Source organism: Rhodococcus sp. IEGM 1408, assembly GCF_033142235.1.
Lineage (GTDB): Bacteria > Actinomycetota > Actinomycetes > Mycobacteriales > Mycobacteriaceae > Dietzia.
Window position 1 is genome coordinate 122,295 of the sequence record NZ_JAWLRW010000003.1, and the last position, 18,000, is coordinate 140,294.

Consider the following 18,000-nt stretch of genomic DNA (forward strand, 5'->3'; position numbering starts at 1 on the left):
TGGTGCTCGGGGCATGGGGTCCTCCAGGTGGTGGTGGTGGTGGTGGTGGTGGTGTGCAGGGTCTAGGGCCTGTGGCACAGGTCGAGGTGCTCGAGGGGACAGACCACCGCCCCCGGCCTCACGAGGAGACCGGGGGCGGTGGGTGCGGCGGGCCAGAAGTTACCCGCCCCGCGGTGTCCGGGTATGCGGCCCGGACTGCGGTTCCCGACCAGCTTACCGCGCGAGGTGCACGGCCGGGAGATTGTGGTCTACCGGGCCGGGGGCCTGTAGACGGTGCCGACACCCGCGGCGGCCAGCGCCTCGGCATCCTTGACGGCGAGCCCAGCGAGCACGGTCCCGCGCTCGACCAGGCGACCGCCGTGCCAGACCCTCGGCGCGGTCACGGTCACGTCTGACAGGTCCTCGCGGGCGGCGCTCACGGGGTGGTCACGATCTTGATCAGCGCCGCCTCGTGCGGGTACACCAGCGCAGCGCGCAGGGTCGCGCGGATGCCGATCCGGTCGCTCGAGAAGAACGCGCTGCTGTCGGCCACGATCTCCGCATCCTCCCTCAAACCGAGGATCAGGCGATCCTTGGGGATGCCCCACACGACACCGGGGGCGAGGTCCGAGCTCACGTGAACCGGCCTGCCCTCGACGGTGATGCCGCCGCCCGCGTCCGGGGTAATGAGGCTCTGATTCGAGCCCGAGCTGACGCGGATCTTCCTCAAGGAAACGTAGTCGCTCGCGCTCACGATCCAGCTGTCGATGGTCGCACCCTCGCTGGCGGCGGCCGCGACGGCATCGACGAACACATCGGCGCTGGTCCAGCCGGTGCCCGCGGCGACGGTCGTCACGCCGGTCAGCGATCCAAGACCAACTGGGGCCGGGGACGGGAGGGCACCAACCAGGGCCTTGTTCAGCTGCCTGATCAGGTCCCTCTTCAAGCCGTTGCCGATCTGCTCGACGGCGCTCGGCGAGGAGTCGGCCGCGAGCTCGGCTGAGACGATGCTCAGACCGGCAACCTTGCGGGCCGGGGCGCTGACCTCGGCAAACACGGCATCCGAGGCCGCGATCTCCGCGCCTTCGTGAACCCACTGCGCAGCCGGGTCGGACTGGATCGCCGGGGCTCGCAGCGAGTTGCCGGACATGCCGATCACGGTTCCGACGAGACCGGGCAGGGACTCGGCCTCGACCGGACGAACGAGGAATGCGGCTACATCTTCCGGCGACAAAATCGCGCGGCCAGCGGTGGTGTCTAGCATGGGGTGCCTCCTGGGCATCGTCCTACGGGGAATGCCCGGGCGGGATACTCACGCGGCCAGGCGGTGTGTCGCTTCCCAGCGACGAATGAAGGGCACGGCCTCCAGCATCCCGCCGGTCGACCGTGCCCCTCATGCTACATCGTCACAGTGACGCTATGTGTAGTGCTGTCCTCCCCGGCCCGCGGACTTGAACGCATCCGCCCACGTCCGCGATCCGCCGCCGCCCGGGGCGTGCATGTCGTTGGACCTGGAATGTCCCCAGTCCTGGAACTTGCGGGGCATGGTCGCACCCTTGGCAAGACCGGGCCGGGCCTCGATCAGCTCCTCTACGGCGGCGGCCACCAGCCCGGGGTCGATCTCGCCATCCTCGTCCGTGAAGTCGGCCAGGCTGTGCCCGGATAGGGCGAGCAGGTCGGTCGGTTGTGCGAGCGAGTTCGCGGCAATGGCCTCGATCTCCCTCGTCTGCAAGGTGGCGACACGGCCGGCCAGAGCATCACGCTCGGTCTGGAGCTGCTCGGCACGCTCACGGGCCTGAGCATCGCGGCGGTCCTGCCGGGATTCGGGCTTGCCGCCGGCGCCCTCGGGCGGGGTCGGTGTGCCCTCGGCGGGGTCGGTGCCGGCGGGCGGGGTGGGGGTCTGGGGTGCGGTCATGACGGGATCTCGCTCTCGATGGTGGGGTCGGTGGTCGGGTCCGGCTCGGGTGCCGGGTCCGGGGTCGGTGCGGGCTCGGGGGCCGGGGTCGGCGGGATGATGATGGCCGGCGGGGCGGGGGTCGGCTCGGGGACGCTCAGGCCGGGCCACGTGCGGCGTCGGACGCCGGTGGTGACCCACGAGACGGTCGTCATGGTCTCGGCCGTGGGCGGCTCGCCTCGGTAGTCCACGAATCCGAGGGCCGTGAGCAACTCGACCTCGGTCGTCGTGGCCGGGCGGGTGAACCGTGTCCCGAGGCCGTAGGTGCGCTCACGGTCAGCGGCCTGTGTGCTGTCCTCGGCGTTCTGGAGCTCCCGGGGCAAGGGGGCCTGGAAGCACAGCACGCCGCGAGGATCGCCGTCGTCGTGGCGCGGCGGGAGGGTGTTGGGGTCGATGGTCATTCGTCGTCCCCCTCGGTGCGGGCGGTGGCGAGTTCGGCCACGGCCTCGTCTCGCCAGATCCCGATGACGTGGTGGGCGTGCGCCTCGTCGTCGGTCACCCGGCGGACCACGTCGGCCGTCTGCCCGGCCAGCGCCAGGACGAGTGCGTATGCCTCGTCGAGGTCGAGACTCTGGAGCATCACGAACGCGGTGCCCACGTCGCCGTCGAGGATGCAGCGGATGTACTCCGCGGCGGCGACCTTGCTCTCGGCGATGGTGATGGGGTTGGTCAGGTTGGTCATGATGCGGACTCGCTCTCTTCGGGGTGGATGGGGAACTTGCTGTCGATCAGCCGGACGGATCGGCCGATCAGACGTTGCTCGATGAGCCCGGCGGCGAGCAGGTGCTCGACCACCTCGTCGAAGTCCTCGTGGACGTTCCGGCCGGTCGAGTCGACGGTGTAGACAGTCCCGGCGCGGGAGCACCGGCGGCGTGCCTCGCTCATCGAGAGACCGAGCGGATAGCGGGCCATCACGGTCCGCACGAACATGCGCGCGGCCGGGTCGGGCAGGCGTTCTGTGGGGGTCATTCGGTGGTGCTCCGTTCGTCGGTGGTCAGGTAGGGGTGGGCGGTCAGGTGGCGATCGGGGTAGGCGGCGCTGTGCGTCTTGTGCTGACTGCCGTGGGCACGGCCGCCCCATACGCCGGTGAGGTCGTTCTCGGCGGCGTACTCGCGGCACTGCTGCAGCACCCGGCAGGTGCCGCACACGGCGATGGCCTCACGGCGACGGGCCAGCCATGCGGACGTGTCCTCGTCTGAGTACGGCGAGTCGAACAGCGGGGCCATCCCCGTGCACGCGGCGGCCTCGGTCCACTCGGGCGGTCGCGGTAGGAGGTTTCCAGCCGTGCTCACACGACCCGCCCTGCTCGGCTGCCGGTACGGGGTGGGCCACTTCTCCACAGGGACTCGGTCGTCGCGGACCGGGCTCACCGGTCGGCCTCGTCGTCGAGCACGAACGCAAACAGCGGCATCAGGAGGCGCACCCGCCCGCCGACCACACGCTGGGCGATGTTGCCTTCGCGGATCATGTCGTGGAGCGCGTAGTCGAACGCGTCCTGCCACTCCGCGATCTCTCGCTCGGTGGGGTCGGTCATGCGCCGGATGTAGAACGCCGCCGCGCACACGTCCTCCTCAGCCCGGCCTAGCGGGAGGTATTCGAGGGCGGCGAGGATGTTGTCCTCGATGGTCTCCTGCACAGGTCCCGCAGCCGGGGCGGTGAGGGTGAAGTCGTTCATGACGGTGGTCTCCGGTCTGTAGTCGGTGTGGGGGTCGAGGTATCCGCCGCCCGGGGTGGGTCCCGCAGCCGTCGCAGGGGGTCTATCCCGCGGCCGGTGCTCCCCTCAGCCGGGGAGGTTTGGGGGTTGGAATCCCCCTCCGGCGCGACGCCCTGAGACGGTGGGGGCACTACGTGCCTCCCCACCACCGTCACATCGGGGCCCGTGACAATAAGCGCGACATAGTGCGCGACAGTCTGCAAAGGCTGCGGAAACGTGGTCCTACCTGGTCGGATACAGGCTGCGGGGAGTAGGCGCGCGACAGTGTGCGCGACCGCGACAGTGACAGCGCGACATTGACCCTCCGCGCGACACTCTCGCGCGACACTATTTCGGCCCCTCACGACACACCCCCGGCGGCGGCGTTCTGGTGGTCTGCAAGTCGGTTGGCGACGGCCACGACCTCCGGTTCGGAGACCCACGGGGTGTCCTCCCTGGGGACGAGGTCGCGCGTGGAGCTCTTGCCCTTGCGCCGGAACTTCAGCGCCCGGCGGGCCTCATCCCACGCGGCCCGGGCATCGTGTTCGGAGTTGTTCCGACTCTTCAGGCTGCGGAACGCCTCGAGCGCGCGGGGTTCGGTGAGACCCGTCTCGCCTCCCAGCGCCATGACGACGGCGAGCATCTGCCGGCCAGGGGTGAGGGTGGACTCGTCGAGCCCGTCGAACCCTCCCCGCAGCGACACCGACTTGCCGGACTTGGCCGAGTACTCCTTGCGCTTGGGCAGACCCACCGCAGCGGGGCCGAACACGTCCCACAGCACGCGGATGGAGGACACCCGCCTGGCCACGTCGTCACCGTCGACGATGAACTCGTCGTCGTCGAGGTCGTCCGGCTCGAGGTCCTCGGCGTCGATGGGCTCGGTCCAGTCGACCTGCTCCATGGTGAACCGGCCGACCGGATCTTCCTTGCGGTTGCGCTGCTTGAGGGTGGCGATGTCGAACTCGTCGCCGTCCTTGCTGAACATGAAGATGAAGTCGGCCGCGCCGCGCAGCACCGATGACCCTCGGAGGTCCCCGCCGCTCTTGGGCGTGTGGTGCAGGATCGCCACGGTCGGCGTCGAGGGGCCGCGCCGGATGGTGTCGCACACCTTGACGAACGCCGACACGTCGCCCGCGTCGTTCTCGTTGATCCCGGCGGTGTACTTGTTCAGGGTGTCGACGATCACCAGCTCGGGGGCGAGCTCGTTGATGAGCCGGACCATGGCGTGCGCGGCGACGGTGCGGGGGTTTCGGAGGTCCTCGGCCCCCGGTAGCACCCTGAGCTGATCGAACGGGATGCGCTCATCGGGGCCGAGGTTGGCGATCTCCCACGCCCTGATCCGGTCGCGGGTCGCCTGCTCACCCTCACCAGCGAGGAACAGCACCCGGACCCGCCGGGTGCGTCGTCCGGCGAACGGGCGGCCGGTGGCCGACGTACACGCCAGCTCGACGGCCCCCGCGGTCTTACCCTCACCGGGAGGGCCCGCGAAGAACCCGATGTCACCCTGGTCGAGCAGACCCTTCACGAGGGACCGGCGGCGCTTGGGGGGATGCTCCCGGGAGTTGACCCGGCTGCGGAGGTCGGCGAGCTTGTCCGCGATCAACTGCTCGTCGCGTTCGACGGTCGCGGTCGTCGAGGCCGCCTGACTCGTCGGCGGGGGCTTGGGGCCGAACAGGTACGCCCCGCGGATGTCGGTGACGGGCTCCCCCGCGGCCAGCAGGGCGGGCACGTCCGTGTCAGGGGCGAGCCTGTCAGCGCGGGTGTACTTGCGGACCTCGTCCTGGGGCCGACGGTCCTCCTCGGCCACTTCGGTCACGAGGCGGTCCACCATGGCGTCGAGATGGTCGGCCGGGTCGGTGCCGAGGATCCACACGTCCCCGTAGCCGCTCAGCGCCAGGCCGAGGTTGAGCACGCCGCCGGCGACCTGCTCGGCACTGGCGGCGGTAGATAGCACGCGACCGCCGGTGTGCTTGGCGACTCGGTCGAGCTGCTCGACCGTGCAGGTACGGCCGACGAGGACGGCCGCCTCATCGGTGTCCGCGTGGAGGGTGGAGGACACGAACCCCAGGTCGCGCGGGCCCTGGTCCCCCGTGGCGGCGAGCGGTACTATTGGGCTTGATCGCAGCAGGTCATTGGACGCCGTCGGGGGGATCGCCCCGACGGCGTCTTGCATGGCGGTCACCGGACAGGGTTTCCAGAGTCCGCAGCGGTGGCGATGGGCCGGGCGAACGCCTCGACCTCGGCGGCGTCGACGCGCAACGTGCGGGTGCCGAGCCGGTACGCGGTTAGTCGGCCGGCGCTGATATACCGGCGGACCGTCTTGGGATGAACGTCAAGCACCTCGGCGGCGCTGGCGATGGAGACCAACCGCCGCGGTGAGGGGGAAGTAGTTACGGGCATGAAAGAACTCCCTGAGTGTGCGCCCCTTGTTGGGCCACGGGAGGTCTTTCGCTCTCGTCGGGATCCGGTACTCGCGCTCAGACGCGGTCGGATGTCACTTCCAAGGCCAAGTTACACCGGTGTGGTTACCGTTGTCCACACCTCGGGCGTTATTGGTCCCCGCCGCCTGCCAGCTCGGCCATGCGCCGCGCGACCTCAGCGTCCCGACCTGCGGCGACGTGCTGGTACCGCATCGCCATGTTCGGCGTCGAATGTCCCAGCCTCGCCATGAGCTCGCGGGTGGTCGCGCCCGCCTGCGCTGCCAGCGTCCCGCCGAGGTGGCGTAGATCGTGGACCTTGACGGCCTTGGTCACCCCCGCCTTGCGCAGGGCGGCGCGGAACATCTCCCGGAAGGTCGAGGACAGGATCCGCTCCCCCGTCCTGGTACGGAACACCAGCGTCTCGAGGTCCTCGTCCACGTACCGCTCGAGGTGGTCGGCGAGGATCGGCACGATGTGCGGCGGCACCACCACGTCGCGGATCCCGTCCGAGGACTTCGGCGGGCCGATGATGAACTCACCGCCGACGTAGGTCACCCCGCGGCGGATCCGCAGGATGCGACCCCCGCCCGTGATGTCCTTCCGGCGTAGCTCCGTCGCCTCACCGAACCGCAGCGCGCACCACGCGATGATCGGCACCGAGGCGGCGTAGTGGGCGGGCATGTGGGCGGTGATCGCGTTGAGCTCGGCCACCGTGATCAAGTCGACCTGCCCGGCCTTGGGCGAGCGTCCCGCGGTCTTGAGGGTGCAGGGGTTGCCCGGCGCGAGGCCGTCCTCGGTGGCGGTGTTCATCACTGCGCGCAGCAGTTGGTACGCGTGGGCGTTGCGGGTCGGGGTGGCGTGGTCGCGACCGAGGTCGGCCCACCACTGACGGACGGCCACGGCGGTCACCTCGGCCAGCGCGACGGTGCCGAGGTACGGCCGGACGCGGGTGGCCCACACGCGGGTGTAGGTGTCGCGGGTCGAGGGCCGTAGGTCGCGGGAGGCGAGCCACTGTGTACCGAAGCTGTCGAGGGTAAGCGTGGCCGCCACCTGCTCGGCCTCGGCCCGTGCCTGCCGCTCGGCCGGCGGTGTCCACTCCCCCCGCTCGACGAGCAACTCCTCGGCCCGCAGCCACCCGGCCGCGTCGTCCTGGGCCAGGTAGGTCCGGCCGGGGCTGTGCCGCTGTAGGTCGGGGCCGGTGTACCGCGCCCGCCACCGCCCACTGGGGAGCTTGTCCAGCTCGCCGAACCGCCGACGTGTCCGAGCCTTCGACCGTGCCATCGTGTCGCCTTCGCGTAGTGGACCCGTGGGGAATCCGTGGGGAATAGGTGCTAGAACATGCCCCTATTTGTCCACAACTGTACATGAAGGTCGGTGTCATCACACCTGGTCAAACGGTCGGTAACCGCAGGTCACCGAGGTGATCGGCTCGCCTACTCACGAGGGGTTCGAATCCTCTCGGGGGCGCACGTTCTACCGCAGGTCGGCGACGGTTTCCTCCACGCCCGCCGATGCGTGTGTCAGCCCGCCGTCACCCCGGCAAGTCGCACGGGTGGGCCGGCGGCCTTCCCGCTCCTCGATCACGCGCCAGCAGCGGCTCGCGGAATTCGCCGATGATACGGTGGCGATTCGGGCTGATCCGCAGGATCGGCACCGATGACACGGGGTGCCCCTACCGAACGGGGCTGAGATCACACCCGCTGAACCTGAACTCGTTCACACGAGCGGAGGGATGTCACATGCGCTGGCGTGCACTTTGGTGAGTCGTCCGGGAACCACAGCAGTGGCGTTGGAAGGTCTGGGACACACCTATCCAGGCGCACACCGCCCGGTTCTCGCAGACCTGAACCTGTCCGTCCCCGTCGGCGAGCACATCGCCGTCGTCGGGCGCAGTGGCTGCGGCAAGTCGACGCTCCTGTCGCTGATCGCCGGCCTCGTCGAACCGACAACCGGAACCGCCGTCGTCCTCGACGAACACCGGCCCGCACGACGCCTGGGAGCCTGCGCGTTGATGCCGCAGGGCGACAGCCTGTTGCCCTGGTTGACCCTCCTCGACAACGTCGCGATCAGTCGCCGCAACCAGCGGGTGAGCCGGCGTGCAGCTCGCACCGAGGCCCAGCGCATGCTGGACCGCCTGGGTCTGGGCGTCTGGTCCGACGCCCGTCCCGCGGCTCTCAGCGCGGGCATGCGCCAGCGCGCCGCTCTCGCGCGCGCTCTGCTGGCGCGTAAACCGGTGCTGCTGGCTGACGAACCGCTCGGTGCGCTCGACGCGATCACCCGGGCGGAGGTCCAGCAGTGGCTACGCGAGACCATCACCGGCACCTCGGCCACCCTCGTCATGGTCACGCACGACGTCGATGAAGCGTTGTTGCTGGCCGAACGCGTCGTGCTGCTGGCGCGAACCGAGGCCGACGGCCCTGCGCGTGTGGTCTCGGCCTGGCCGGGATGGTTCAGCGACGACCGGCCCCGCGAGGCCCTCCTGGGCGATGAGGGATTCGCCGCCGCCCGCCGGGAAGTGCTCCAGTCCCTGGCGCGGGAACCACACCTGGCCGAGGGCGGAGCTGCCCGATGACCGTGCGATTACTCCGTTCCGCCGGTCCCGCCTGCGTCACGATCCTGCTCGTCCTGGCTGTCTGGATCTCGGTGACCGCGTTCGGTCTCGTGCCCGACTACGTCATCCCCGCGCCACTGGCCGTGCTCGACTCGCTGGTGTCCACCTGGCCCGGCCGACTCGGCTCAGCCACGCTGTTGACCGCCACCGAGACCGTCGTCGGAGTGATGCTCGGCGTGTTCGTCGCGCTGTTCGTGGTCATCGTCAGCGGGTTCGTGCCCACCATCGGACAGGCCATGACCCCCTTGCTGGTCGCCTCCCAGGCCATCCCGGTCATCGTGATCGGCCCTCTACTGACGATCTCCCTCGGCTACGGCATGGCACCGAAGGTCATCGTCGTCGCCCTGTTGTGCTTCTTCCCGGTCGCGCTCAATCTCCTCGCCGGCGTCCGCGCCGTCGACACCCGGCTGATCGACACGCTGCGGAGCCTGCATGCCACCAGGGGGTCACTCTTCTGGCGGGTGCGCCTGCCCTCCGCCGCGCCGCGCGGCTTCGCCGGCCTCCGCGTCTCGGTCACCTTCGCCCCGGTCGCAGCGGTCTTCGCCGAGTACACCGGCTCGACCAATGGGCTGGGCTACCTCATGCTCCAGGCGATCCCCCGGCTGCAAACCGATTTCGTCTTCGCCCAAGTGCTCGTGCTGACAGTGATGTCCAGCCTCCTGCTGGCCAGCGTGACCCTCCTCGAACGCCTGATCTGCCCGTGGAATACCCCCGCAGGGAAAAGGAACCCCTCATGACGGAACCGAGAACTACGACTCCCCGAACCCGGGCCCGCACACGACCCGGTGTCCGCTCGCTCGCGATCGCGGCCGCTGCCGCGGTGGCTCTGACCGGATGTCAGACCTCCCCGGACAGCGCCGAGCCGGACGACACCCATGGCGCACCGGTCAACGTGCTCCTCGATTGGAGCCCCAATCCCGATCATGTGGCGCTGTACACCGCACAACACACCGGCGCCTACCGCGATGCCGGCGTTGACGTGACGTTCACGACGCCGTCCAACACGGCCGACGCCGCCCGAGAAGTGTCCCTGGGACGTGTCGACCTGGCCATCTCCTATGAGCCCGACACTCTCATCGCCGTAGAACAGGGACTCGACGTCGTCTCGGTCGCCGCGCTGATACCGACGTCGCTGACCTCGCTGATCGCCAGGACGGACTCCGGGATCGCCTCCGCAGCCGATCTGGAGGGCAAGACCGTGGGGTTGTCGGGCCTGGCCTCTCAGCAACCGACCCTCGACTTCATCGCCCGGGAGGCCGGAATCGATCCGGGCTCGATCTCCGCTCCCAACGTGCAGCAGAGCCTGAACCAGGCTCTTCTGACCGACCAGGTGGATGCGATCTTCGGGGCCTTCCGCAATATCGAGGGGGTCGAACTCAACGCCCAGGGCGACTTCGTCATCATGCCGGCCACGGAACTCGGAGTCCCTGACTACGCAGAACTGGTGATCATCGCCAACCCGAGCCGCCTGAGCAGCGACGCCGACTACGCCGAGCGCGTGCGCGGCTTCCTCGCCGGAACCGCGGCCGGGCAGGCCACGGCCCTGCGGGACCGCCAGGTCGCCGTCGATTCCCTCACCCCCGAGACCGAGGGTTCCTACGACCCGGTCGTGCTGGGGCAGATGATCGACGCCACCCTCGCACTACTACCCGGTGAGGGTTTCGGGACACAATCGGCCCAGGCCTGGACTGCCTACGCATCGTGGATGCATGCGAACGGGTTGCTGGAGTCCGAGGTCGATGGCACCACTGCGACGACCAACGACTACCTGCCCCAACCGGACTAGAAGCGCGGACCGAGAGTGGACGCGGCTACGCGATCTCCTCGTAGACCCGCCCGACCGGCCGGGCGAGCAACCGCTGGGCCATCTCGGACTTGAGCACCTCGAGGTGGGCGTCCTCCTCCGGGGTGCGGTCGGTCCTGGCGCCCATGGCGATGAACTCATCCGTCACCAGCCCCTCGTCCCGTAGGTGCAGCCGCACCGTCCGGCCGCGATAGGTGTACTCCCACACGTAACGCGCGAGCACGTTGCCCCGCTCGGGCTCGGCGAGTTCCGGGTCCACGACGTACCGGCCGTCGGTGACCGCCCGCAGGACCAGTTCGTGAGCGTCTCGGCCGCCGGGCCCGCCGAACGAGGTCCGGACGGAGACCTCGCGCCGCTCGACGGGCTCGGCCCCGTCGCGGCCGAGCAGTGCCACGGCGTGCTGGAGCACGCAGAAGCCGTGCGCCACCCCGCCCGGGAATCCCGGGCCGTGGTAGCGGTTCGCGTCCTCGATGGTGAACTCGAGGGTGGTGCCCGCCTCGTCAACGCGCAGTGTGCCGGTCATGGTGTCCTTCCGCGGCCCATCTCAGGACCGAGTAGAGAAGTTGGGTGGCGCCGGGCATGAACCCGGAACCGTGGTGGTAGACGGGGTCCATGGTGGTGACGAGCAGACGCCCGGGGGTCGAGACCTCGTCGACGTAGAGCAGGGAGCCGTCTACATCCCCTTCCGGGGTGTGGAGCTCCACCAGGCTCACCGCCCCCTCGGGCGGGTCCAGAACCCCGTGGTAGTGCCAGGTCAGCGCTCTGTCCGTGAACCACCCGGCCGCTGGATGCTCGGTGTCGCAGCGCCGGATCCGGGAGTCCTCCCCGGTGCGCCACCACCAGAAGATCGTCGGCCTGATCTGCTCACGGGCACCGGGCAGCCAGGTGCCCACGTCGTTCTCCCCCAGCACGACGAGTGTCCCGCCGGCCTCGGCGTGGGCGATGAGCGCGTCGGCCCACGGCGTCAGCAGGTCCGGGCGGATCCGATCGGCCACCACCACCACGTCGACGTCGGCGAGGTCCGTGGCCGAACCCGTGCGGGCGTGCACCGGCCTGATCACGTGGGGCTCGAGGGCCGGATCGGCCAGCGTGGCGAGTTGGGCGTGGCTGCCGCAGTGCAGCATGGCGATGCGCGGCGGACGCCGCGTGGACTCCGGGGTCATCGGCGCTCCAACCAGTCGAGGAGATTGCTCCGGAGCGCGGCGGTCCCGCGGTCGTCGGAGGCGAACTGCAGCAGGTCGTTGCCGGCGTGGAGGAGCACTTCGCCCTCCCCCATCGGGTACACCAGGTCGATCGGCCCGGCGATCCGGCCCAGGGTGTGGACGACCCTGGCGCCCTCGGGAAGGTCGAGGTAGTACCCCCGGCCGTAGAAGCCCGCCACGCCGATGCGCTCGCGCTCCTCGGGGGTGTGTCGGCCGGGCCGGGTGTTGTAGAGCAGCGCGGCCGGGTCGACGCCCCGCCACACGGGATGGTCGGTCACGCGGGTCAGCGCGAGGTCCGCCGGGCCCCGGTAGTCGGACCGGCGCCAACGGGACAGACCGCTGAGGAAGGGTCGCTGAACATGGCCGTTCACGACCACGCGCAGGCCACCCCGGACCAGGGCGTCGAACTCGTCCCGGTGAACGGCGAGGAACTCCTGGTCCACATCGCCGGTGAGGTAGACGCCGGTCACCTCGGGGGTACACGCCTCGAACAGGTCGTACACGTCGATTTCCACAAGGCCGCCCGCGTCCACGCCGCCGGGCGGACGGGCTGCCATCACCGCTCGCAGGACACTCATGCGACTCCTCGTCCGAAGTCGGGGACCGTGAGCCGGCGCACCGCGCTCGAGGTGGCCACGTCGGCGGTGACGATCTCGATCCCGTACATGGCGGTGAGCAGGTCGCCGCTGAGCAGGTCGCGGGTCAGCCCGATGCGGCGGTCCTCGCCGCTCACCATGAGCATGGACCGCTCGGCGATGTGCAGGGCGTGGTCCGGGTGGTGGGTCGTCATGACCACCGCCATGCCGTCGTCGGCCAGCGAGCGGAGCACGCACAGGATCCTGGCCTGGTTGCGCAGGTCGAGCGCGGAGGCGGGCTCGTCGAGCACGAGCGTGCCGCAGCCGGACACCAGTGCTCGGGCGATCAGCACCATCTGGCGCTCGCCCCCGCTCAGCGCGCCGAAGTCACGCCGTGCGAGGTGGGTGATGCCGACCCGCTCGAGGGCGGTCATCGCCGCGTCGTGATCCGCCGAGGTGGGGCTCGAGTAGATCTTGACCTTGCGCGCCCGCCCCATGAGCACCACGTCGAGGACCTCGAACGAGAACACCGACTGATGGGACTGCGGGACGTACCCGACCCCGCCCTCGACGGTCACCGTGCCGGAGTCGGGCTGGTGCAGCCCGGCCAGACACTTGAGCAGGGTGGTCTTGCCGCGGGCGTTGGGCCCCAGGACCGCCAGGACCTCCCCGGCGGCGACGCCGATCGAGACGTCGCGGAAGATCCACGGACGCGAGCGACCGTAGCGGAAGGAGATCCGGTCCGCCTCAAGCATGAGCCCCCCAGATGGCCGAGCGGTTGCGCAGCAGTAGTCCCACGAAGAACGGGGCGCCGATGACCGCGGTGAGGATCCCGATGGGCAGCTCGGCGCTGCTCACGGTCCGGGACAGGGTGTCGATGAGCACCAGGTAGCCCGCGCCGACCAGACAGCTCGCCGGCAGCACCACGCGATTGTCGGTGCCGACGATCATGCGCACCAGGTGCGGCACCACGAGCCCGACCCAGCCGATGACCCCGGCCACCGAGACGGTGCCCGCCGTGACGAGCGCGACGCAGGTGAGCAGAACCAGCCGCATCCGGCGGGGGTCGATCCCGAGGGAAGCCGCGTCCTCGTCACCCATGGACAGGATGTTGAGTCGCCAGCGCAGCGCGAGCATGACGGCGCCGGCCAGGCCGATCGGCACGAGGGCGGTGAACACCTTGGCGTAGCTGGCCGAGGCCAGGGACCCCATGAGCCAGAAGACGATCGAGGGCAGCTCGCTGTACGGGTCCGCGGTGTAGGTGACGAAGGAAACCATGGCGTTGAACATCGCCCCCACCACGGTGCCGCCCAGGATGATCATGAGCAGCGACCCCCCGGGGACGGCGCGGGCGATCGCGAGCACGATCACCAGCGCGAGCACGCCGCCGAGGAACGCCCCTCCCACGAGCGCGGCGCCGCCGAGCCCGGTGAGCAGCACCAGCACGCCACCGAACGACGCGCCGGACGACACGCCCAGGATGTCGGCGCTGGCGAGGGGGTTACGGAACACCGCCTGCGTCACCGCGCCGGTCAGGGCCAGCCCGGCTCCCACGATGATCGCGAGCAGGACCCGCGGAAGTCGGACGTCCATGACGACCGTGTATTCCTGCGGGAACCAGGTCTCCTTGAGCGGGAGGACCTGACCGAGCAGGATGCGCACGACCTCGTTGGGCGGCACGGTGTAGCGGCCCACCGCGATCGCCACGACCCCCACCACGAGGAGCAGCAGTGCGAAGGCACCCAGGGCGAGCAGTGGGCGCCGGCGACGCGGGAGGTCGATGCCCGGGTGCTCGGTCGCTTCCGCGCCCGGGGCGATCGGGTCAGCGAGCGAACTGGCCATAGCCGGCCGAGTCCTTGTTCAGGTCGGTGCGCAGCACCTTGTCGATCTCGTCGTCGGAGATCTGGTAGGCGAAGAGATCGTCGAAGCCGGCCTTGACGTCCGCGCGGAACTCGGCCGTGTCCTGACCGGGGTAGAGCACGTGGTGCATCCACGCCCACATCAGCGGCGACTCGGCGCTGGGCACCTGCCAGCGGTAGCCGCCGAGCGGGGTCTTGTAGACCCGCTTGTCCGCGACCGCCTTGACCGAGGCCAGCCGCGGGTCGGCGTAGACGTCCTCCGGCGTCATCTCGTCGAAGCCGCTGAGGAAGATCACCTCGGGGTCCCAGTCCAGGATCTGCTCGGGGTTGACCTGACCGGAGTCGGAGACGAAGTCCTGGGTGACCAGATCCGCGCCGACGAGGTCGAACTGGAAGCCGTCGTAGCCGGCGCCCGTGGTGGTGTTGTAGGCATCACCGGTGCGCGAGAGCATCATGGCGCGGGGTCGTTCAGCGGGCTTCTCCGCCACCTTTCCGCGCATCTCCTCGATCTGGGCCTGCTGCCAGGAGACCAGGTGTTCGCCGCGTTCGGGCTTGCCCGCGATCTGGGCGAACAGGGTGATCCAGGTCTCGAGATCCTCCTGGGTGCCGTATTCGAGGCCCACCACGGGGAAGCCCGCGCTCTCGATGGGGTCGATCACCCCGGGCCCGTTGTCGCCCCACTGCACCACGACATCCGGGTCCAACTCGAGGAGGGTCTCGATGTTGGGCATGAAGTCGTTGCCGGCGATGGTGGCCGAGGAGGCCGACGCCGGGAACATCGTGGCGAACATGCCGCCCTGGTTGGCCTTGAGCGTCGAGGAGTTGATGCCGACGATCCGGTCGTAGCTCCGGTCGACCGCGGCGAAGATCGAGGGCGCCGGCATGACCGCAAAGGCGACCTTCTGGGCGGGCCCGTCGAGCGCGATCGTCTCACCGCGCTGGTCGGTGATGGTCAGCGATTCTCCGGCTGCGGCGCCCTCCGCCTGCGCCTCATCCCGGGACGAGCACCCGGTGAGCGCCAGGGCGGTGACGAGCCCGGTTGCGAGCAAGGACCTGGCGGCCCGCCGGCGTGGTGTGGTCTGCGTAGACATACGTTCTCCGTCCCGGTACGCGCCGGGTCCCGATGACCTGGGCGCGATCGGAGAGGAACGTTAGCATAGGCAATCCTAACTACGGGCCGCCAGGTGAATGTCTACTGCGTGCATTCACGCAGGTGATGCCTCCCGCAGCCGCGCCAACAGCGGCTCGGCGGCCTCCTCGAGGAACCGGTCCAGCGTCGAGTCGCCGATCTGGATGAGCGCGATGTCCGTGTACCCCGCCTCCCAGTAGGGCCGCACCTTCTCGACTATCGCGTCGAGATCCGGCCCGCACGCCAGCTGCTCGGCCACGTCCTCGGGTCGGACGAACTGGGTGGCGGCGGCGAACCCCGCGGTGGTGGGCAGATCGGAGTTCATCGCCCAGCCGCCGGCGAACCAGCGGAACTGGTCGTGCGCCCGCTCGACGGCGGCCTTCTCGGAGTCGGGGTCCCAGCTGATGGGGATCTGCGCGATCGCGCGGGCGCCGTCACCGATCCGGGTCTGCCCCTCCAGGGCGTTCCACTTCTCGATGTAGCTGGCCTCGGGCTCGGTGGCGATCAGGTGATCGCCCAGCGGCCCGAGACGCGCGAGGGCCTTCTCGCCGCCGGCGGCCACCCCGATCGGCACGCGCTTGTCGGGCAGGTCCCACAGGCGGGCCGAGTCCACCCGGAAGTGCTCGCCGGAGTACGTCACCAGCCCGCCGTCGAACAGCTCCCGGATGATCTCCAGCGCCTCCACCGTCATCTCGTGCCGCTCGTCGATCGAGGGCCACCGCTGCCCCACCACGTGCTCGTTGAGGTTCTCTCCCGCGCCGATGCCCAGCATGAACCGCCCGTCCGACATGAGCTGGATCGTCGCGGCCTTCTGCGCGACGACCGCCGGGTGGTACCGCAGGATCGGGCAGGTCACGTAGGTGCACAGGTCCACCCGTTCGGTGACGTGCGCGACCGCCCCCAGCACGCTCCACACGTACGGGGCGTGTCCCTGCGAGGACAGCCACGGGAAGTAGTGGTCCGAGGCCACCTCGAAGTCGAATCCCGCCTGCTCGGCCTTGGCCGCGTAGCGCACGAGTTCCTTGGGTCCGGACTGTTCGGTCATGAGGGTGTATCCGAAGCGCGTCATGAATTCGAGGGTGCGCCCGAGAGCGCGGCGACGCCACCGGTTACCGCGCCGGCCCAGATCCGGCGGCGGCGCCACCGGTGGGCGACGGTCAGCCAGACCAGACGCTGTGCGCCTGACCACACCCCGAGCGGTTGCCGTCCGCGCGGGCGCCGGGCACGGTCGAACGCATGACTTCTGCGCGCGCCCTGCTCCTCGACGTCGACGGCACCCTGGTCGACTCCACCTATGTCCACGTCTCCACCTGGCACCGCGCCCTGGCCGAGGCGGGCGCGCCGGTCCCCCACGTCGAGATTCACCGGCGGATCGGCAAAGACGGATCCACACTGGTCAGCGAGTTGGTGAAGGTCGCGGGGATCGACGACGACGAGGAGCGCGATCGCGTGGCGAGCCGAGCCGAGGACCTGCACTCGGAGTATTACGCCGACGCCGCCGGATCCCTGCGCGTCCTCCCCGGGGCCCGCGAGCTGGTGCGCGGTGCCAAGGAGCAGGGGTGGATCACGGTGCTCGCCACGTCGGCCCCGCCATCGGAGTTCGCCGCGGCTCGCGAGTTGCTGGATATCGACGAGTTCGTGGACGCTGTGACGACGGGCGAGGACGTCGACACCGCGAAGCCCGATCCCACCATCGTGGCGATCGCCCTGGAGCGTTCGGGCGTGAAGGCGGAGGACGCGGTCATGGTGGGCGATGCGACGTGGGATGCGATCGCCGCCACCAAGCTCGGCATCCGCTCGGTGGCCGTGCGCACGGGCGGGATCGGCGACGACGAACTCCGCGAGGCGGGCTTCTCCGACATCGTCGACGACGCCGCCGCAGTCCTCGCCTACCTGGGCACGATCAGCTGACGCCGCCGCAGTTCTCGCCCACCTGCCACGATCAGCTGCCCCAGTGAGATCGGCCGGATTCAGGCCAGCCGGATTCAGGCCGTTCGGATTCAGGCGGTTCGGATTCAGGCGGTGGCGAGTTGCTGAGCCCGCTGGTAGCTCACACCGAGCAGGGTGCCGATGTCGCGATACGGCAGTCCTTCCGTGGCGAACGACCGCGCGACTTCCCGCATCGCCTCACTTGCCTCCTCTTGCGCGGCACGTGCCGTGTCTGCGAGCTCGCGCGCACGGGCTGCACGTGATGCGTGCTCGTCTGCGACCACCACGGTGACTTCAGCGTGCCCAGGGTCTTCGCACAGTTCCGGGAACAGCTGCAGCGCGTCGCGCACCATTTCCGGGATCTGGTCGAGCCTGCGAACTTGGGTGATGATGCCTGGTTCCTCATCAACTGAGACCGCCCACCAGCCGTCGCCGCGCTCCGCTCTCGCCGTGTAGGTGTTCAACGCTCAACCCCGATCTGTTTGAGAATGGCTCGCGCCACCTTGTCGTCGATCTCGCGGTGCCGAGGGATCGTGGCGTAGCGCTCCCCGACCCAGACTCTGGTGTGGTTCCCACCCTCCACGATTCGCACTTCCGCACTCTGCTCTCGAGCGTGGCGACGGATTGCCTTGAGCAGCTCATTTCGCTTGGTCACGAGCGTATTCCACCCCCCTTGACTTATTCAAGTCAGTACCCCTCGACTACCAGGCCTGAAGCAACTACCCGTTACCGGCCACACGCCCGTGACTCCCCACTTGGAGGAACGCTAGAACGAGGGTCTGACACTCTGACCACCTGCACCGAGAAGATGGCGACGAGGCCACCGTCGTTCTCGAGATTCTCGA

General features: G+C 69.6%; 24 protein-coding genes and 1 riboswitch. Of the genes, 4 read left to right on the forward strand and 20 right to left on the reverse strand.

Annotated features, from left to right (window positions below; all coding sequences use genetic code 11):
* Positions 1-248: 248 nt before the first annotated feature.
* The 11 genes from R4P08_RS05810 to R4P08_RS05860 all read right to left on the reverse strand — a co-directional run bounded on the left by R4P08_RS05810 (position 249) and on the right by R4P08_RS05860 (position 7,327).
* Complete coding sequence (locus R4P08_RS05810) at positions 249-419, reverse strand: hypothetical protein (RefSeq protein WP_317812835.1); 171 nt, start codon at positions 417-419, stop codon at positions 249-251.
* Entirely contained in the window at positions 416-1,243 is an 828-nt protein-coding gene (locus R4P08_RS05815; RefSeq protein ID WP_317812836.1) for a phage major capsid protein, read from the reverse strand. Before R4P08_RS05815 ends, R4P08_RS05810 begins: the two co-directional genes overlap by 4 nt.
* A gap of 153 nt (positions 1,244-1,396) precedes the next feature.
* Positions 1,397-1,894 carry a hypothetical protein gene (locus R4P08_RS05820; protein ID WP_317812837.1) on the reverse strand — a complete coding sequence of 166 codons (498 nt, stop codon included), beginning with the start codon at positions 1,892-1,894 and terminating at the stop codon, positions 1,397-1,399.
* Complete coding sequence (locus R4P08_RS05825; RefSeq protein ID WP_317812838.1) at positions 1,891-2,334, reverse strand: hypothetical protein; 444 nt, start codon at positions 2,332-2,334, stop codon at positions 1,891-1,893. The genes R4P08_RS05820 and R4P08_RS05825 overlap by 4 nt, the downstream gene beginning before the upstream one ends.
* Positions 2,331-2,615: a hypothetical protein gene (locus R4P08_RS05830; RefSeq protein WP_317812839.1), complete on the reverse strand. Its 285-nt coding sequence runs from the start codon at positions 2,613-2,615 to the stop codon at positions 2,331-2,333. The genes R4P08_RS05825 and R4P08_RS05830 overlap by 4 nt, the downstream gene beginning before the upstream one ends.
* Complete coding sequence (locus R4P08_RS05835; RefSeq protein ID WP_317812840.1) at positions 2,612-2,902, reverse strand: hypothetical protein; 291 nt, start codon at positions 2,900-2,902, stop codon at positions 2,612-2,614. The genes R4P08_RS05830 and R4P08_RS05835 overlap by 4 nt, the downstream gene beginning before the upstream one ends.
* Entirely contained in the window at positions 2,899-3,225 is a 327-nt protein-coding gene (locus tag R4P08_RS05840) for a WhiB family transcriptional regulator (RefSeq protein ID WP_317812841.1), read from the reverse strand. Before R4P08_RS05840 ends, R4P08_RS05835 begins: the two co-directional genes overlap by 4 nt.
* A 74-nt stretch (positions 3,226-3,299) precedes the next feature.
* Positions 3,300-3,608: a hypothetical protein gene (locus R4P08_RS05845; protein WP_317812842.1), complete on the reverse strand. Its 309-nt coding sequence runs from the start codon at positions 3,606-3,608 to the stop codon at positions 3,300-3,302.
* A gap of 379 nt (positions 3,609-3,987) precedes the next feature.
* Complete coding sequence (locus tag R4P08_RS05850; RefSeq protein WP_317813117.1) at positions 3,988-5,799, reverse strand: AAA family ATPase; 1,812 nt, start codon at positions 5,797-5,799, stop codon at positions 3,988-3,990.
* 5 nt (positions 5,800-5,804) lie between these two features.
* Positions 5,805-6,026 (reverse strand): helix-turn-helix domain-containing protein, encoded by a 222-nt coding sequence (locus R4P08_RS05855; protein ID WP_317812843.1) that lies wholly within the window; start codon positions 6,024-6,026, stop codon positions 5,805-5,807.
* A 149-nt stretch (positions 6,027-6,175) separates the two neighbouring features.
* Positions 6,176-7,327 carry a tyrosine-type recombinase/integrase gene (locus tag R4P08_RS05860; protein WP_317812844.1) on the reverse strand — a complete coding sequence of 384 codons (1,152 nt, stop codon included), beginning with the start codon at positions 7,325-7,327 and terminating at the stop codon, positions 6,176-6,178.
* A 371-nt stretch (positions 7,328-7,698) separates the two neighbouring features.
* Positions 7,699-7,796: riboswitch (TPP riboswitch) on the forward strand.
* A gap of 33 nt (positions 7,797-7,829) precedes the next feature.
* Between R4P08_RS05860 and R4P08_RS05865 the strand changes: the two genes are divergently transcribed.
* Genes R4P08_RS05865 through R4P08_RS05875 form a run of 3 tightly spaced genes read left to right on the forward strand, consistent with a single transcriptional unit; the run spans position 7,830 to position 10,443 of the window.
* A complete protein-coding gene (locus R4P08_RS05865) occupies positions 7,830-8,618 on the forward strand; it encodes an ABC transporter ATP-binding protein (protein ID WP_317812845.1) in 789 nt (262 codons plus the stop codon).
* Positions 8,615-9,394, forward strand: coding sequence for an ABC transporter permease (locus R4P08_RS05870; protein WP_317812846.1), 780 nt, complete (start codon positions 8,615-8,617; stop codon positions 9,392-9,394). The genes R4P08_RS05865 and R4P08_RS05870 overlap by 4 nt, the downstream gene beginning before the upstream one ends.
* On the forward strand, positions 9,391-10,443 hold the full coding sequence (locus R4P08_RS05875) for an ABC transporter substrate-binding protein (RefSeq protein ID WP_317812847.1): 1,053 nt from the start codon (positions 9,391-9,393) through the stop codon (positions 10,441-10,443). The genes R4P08_RS05870 and R4P08_RS05875 overlap by 4 nt, the downstream gene beginning before the upstream one ends.
* A 25-nt stretch (positions 10,444-10,468) precedes the next feature.
* On the opposite strand, the gene R4P08_RS05880 is transcribed toward R4P08_RS05875, so the two are convergent.
* From R4P08_RS05880 to R4P08_RS05910, 7 genes are all read right to left on the reverse strand, one after another.
* Entirely contained in the window at positions 10,469-10,984 is a 516-nt protein-coding gene (locus tag R4P08_RS05880; RefSeq protein ID WP_317812848.1) for a hypothetical protein, read from the reverse strand.
* Entirely contained in the window at positions 10,962-11,624 is a 663-nt protein-coding gene (locus R4P08_RS05885) for a hypothetical protein (RefSeq protein WP_317812849.1), read from the reverse strand. Before R4P08_RS05885 ends, R4P08_RS05880 begins: the two co-directional genes overlap by 23 nt.
* Positions 11,621-12,241 carry a hypothetical protein gene (locus R4P08_RS05890; protein ID WP_317812850.1) on the reverse strand — a complete coding sequence of 207 codons (621 nt, stop codon included), beginning with the start codon at positions 12,239-12,241 and terminating at the stop codon, positions 11,621-11,623. Before R4P08_RS05890 ends, R4P08_RS05885 begins: the two co-directional genes overlap by 4 nt.
* Positions 12,238-12,993, reverse strand: coding sequence for an ABC transporter ATP-binding protein (locus R4P08_RS05895; protein WP_317812851.1), 756 nt, complete (start codon positions 12,991-12,993; stop codon positions 12,238-12,240). The genes R4P08_RS05890 and R4P08_RS05895 overlap by 4 nt, the downstream gene beginning before the upstream one ends.
* Positions 12,986-14,080: an iron ABC transporter permease gene (locus R4P08_RS05900; protein ID WP_317812852.1), complete on the reverse strand. Its 1,095-nt coding sequence runs from the start codon at positions 14,078-14,080 to the stop codon at positions 12,986-12,988. The genes R4P08_RS05895 and R4P08_RS05900 overlap by 8 nt, the downstream gene beginning before the upstream one ends.
* Positions 14,061-15,188 carry an ABC transporter substrate-binding protein gene (locus tag R4P08_RS05905; RefSeq protein WP_317812853.1) on the reverse strand — a complete coding sequence of 376 codons (1,128 nt, stop codon included), beginning with the start codon at positions 15,186-15,188 and terminating at the stop codon, positions 14,061-14,063. Before R4P08_RS05905 ends, R4P08_RS05900 begins: the two co-directional genes overlap by 20 nt.
* Positions 15,189-15,302: 114 nt before the next feature.
* A complete protein-coding gene (locus R4P08_RS05910; protein WP_317812855.1) occupies positions 15,303-16,295 on the reverse strand; it encodes a TIGR03557 family F420-dependent LLM class oxidoreductase in 993 nt (330 codons plus the stop codon).
* 167 nt (positions 16,296-16,462) lie between these two features.
* Between R4P08_RS05910 and R4P08_RS05915 the strand changes: the two genes are divergently transcribed.
* Positions 16,463-17,137: an HAD family hydrolase gene (locus tag R4P08_RS05915; protein WP_317812856.1), complete on the forward strand. Its 675-nt coding sequence runs from the start codon at positions 16,463-16,465 to the stop codon at positions 17,135-17,137.
* A gap of 104 nt (positions 17,138-17,241) precedes the next feature.
* Here the strand turns inward: R4P08_RS05915 and R4P08_RS05920 are convergent, their stop codons facing one another.
* Together R4P08_RS05920 and R4P08_RS05925 are read right to left on the reverse strand one after the other, a co-directional pair.
* Positions 17,242-17,619: a transcriptional regulator gene (locus tag R4P08_RS05920; protein WP_317812857.1), complete on the reverse strand. Its 378-nt coding sequence runs from the start codon at positions 17,617-17,619 to the stop codon at positions 17,242-17,244.
* Positions 17,616-17,810, reverse strand: a complete 195-nt coding sequence (locus R4P08_RS05925) for a toxin HicA (RefSeq protein ID WP_317812858.1) — start codon at positions 17,808-17,810, stop codon at positions 17,616-17,618. The genes R4P08_RS05920 and R4P08_RS05925 overlap by 4 nt, the downstream gene beginning before the upstream one ends.
* Between the last annotated feature and the right edge of the window lie 190 nt (positions 17,811-18,000).

What these genes read in the sequence shown, in the direction of transcription:
- R4P08_RS05815 (WP_317812836.1), bottom strand. Translation starts at nt 1,243, where the DNA reads ATGCTAGACACCACCGCTGGCCGCGCGATTTTGTCGCCGGAAGATGTA.
- R4P08_RS05820 (WP_317812837.1), bottom strand. Translation starts at nt 1,894, where the DNA reads ATGACCGCACCCCAGACCCCCACCCCGCCCGCCGGCACCGACCCCGCC.
- R4P08_RS05825 (WP_317812838.1), bottom strand. Translation starts at nt 2,334, where the DNA reads ATGACCATCGACCCCAACACCCTCCCGCCGCGCCACGACGACGGCGAT.
- R4P08_RS05830 (WP_317812839.1), bottom strand. Translation starts at nt 2,615, where the DNA reads ATGACCAACCTGACCAACCCCATCACCATCGCCGAGAGCAAGGTCGCC.
- R4P08_RS05835 (WP_317812840.1), bottom strand. Translation starts at nt 2,902, where the DNA reads ATGACCCCCACAGAACGCCTGCCCGACCCGGCCGCGCGCATGTTCGTG.
- R4P08_RS05845 (WP_317812842.1), bottom strand. Translation starts at nt 3,608, where the DNA reads ATGAACGACTTCACCCTCACCGCCCCGGCTGCGGGACCTGTGCAGGAG.
- R4P08_RS05850 (WP_317813117.1), bottom strand. Translation starts at nt 5,799, where the DNA reads ATGCAAGACGCCGTCGGGGCGATCCCCCCGACGGCGTCCAATGACCTG.
- R4P08_RS05855 (WP_317812843.1), bottom strand. Translation starts at nt 6,026, where the DNA reads ATGCCCGTAACTACTTCCCCCTCACCGCGGCGGTTGGTCTCCATCGCC.
- R4P08_RS05860 (WP_317812844.1), bottom strand. Translation starts at nt 7,327, where the DNA reads ATGGCACGGTCGAAGGCTCGGACACGTCGGCGGTTCGGCGAGCTGGAC.
- R4P08_RS05870 (WP_317812846.1), top strand. Translation starts at nt 8,615, where the DNA reads ATGACCGTGCGATTACTCCGTTCCGCCGGTCCCGCCTGCGTCACGATC.
- R4P08_RS05875 (WP_317812847.1), top strand. Translation starts at nt 9,391, where the DNA reads ATGACGGAACCGAGAACTACGACTCCCCGAACCCGGGCCCGCACACGA.
- R4P08_RS05880 (WP_317812848.1), bottom strand. Translation starts at nt 10,984, where the DNA reads ATGACCGGCACACTGCGCGTTGACGAGGCGGGCACCACCCTCGAGTTC.
- R4P08_RS05885 (WP_317812849.1), bottom strand. Translation starts at nt 11,624, where the DNA reads ATGACCCCGGAGTCCACGCGGCGTCCGCCGCGCATCGCCATGCTGCAC.
- R4P08_RS05890 (WP_317812850.1), bottom strand. Translation starts at nt 12,241, where the DNA reads ATGAGTGTCCTGCGAGCGGTGATGGCAGCCCGTCCGCCCGGCGGCGTG.
- R4P08_RS05895 (WP_317812851.1), bottom strand. Translation starts at nt 12,993, where the DNA reads ATGCTTGAGGCGGACCGGATCTCCTTCCGCTACGGTCGCTCGCGTCCG.
- R4P08_RS05900 (WP_317812852.1), bottom strand. Translation starts at nt 14,080, where the DNA reads ATGGCCAGTTCGCTCGCTGACCCGATCGCCCCGGGCGCGGAAGCGACC.
- R4P08_RS05905 (WP_317812853.1), bottom strand. Translation starts at nt 15,188, where the DNA reads ATGTCTACGCAGACCACACCACGCCGGCGGGCCGCCAGGTCCTTGCTC.
- R4P08_RS05910 (WP_317812855.1), bottom strand. Translation starts at nt 16,295, where the DNA reads ATGACGCGCTTCGGATACACCCTCATGACCGAACAGTCCGGACCCAAG.
- R4P08_RS05915 (WP_317812856.1), top strand. Translation starts at nt 16,463, where the DNA reads ATGACTTCTGCGCGCGCCCTGCTCCTCGACGTCGACGGCACCCTGGTC.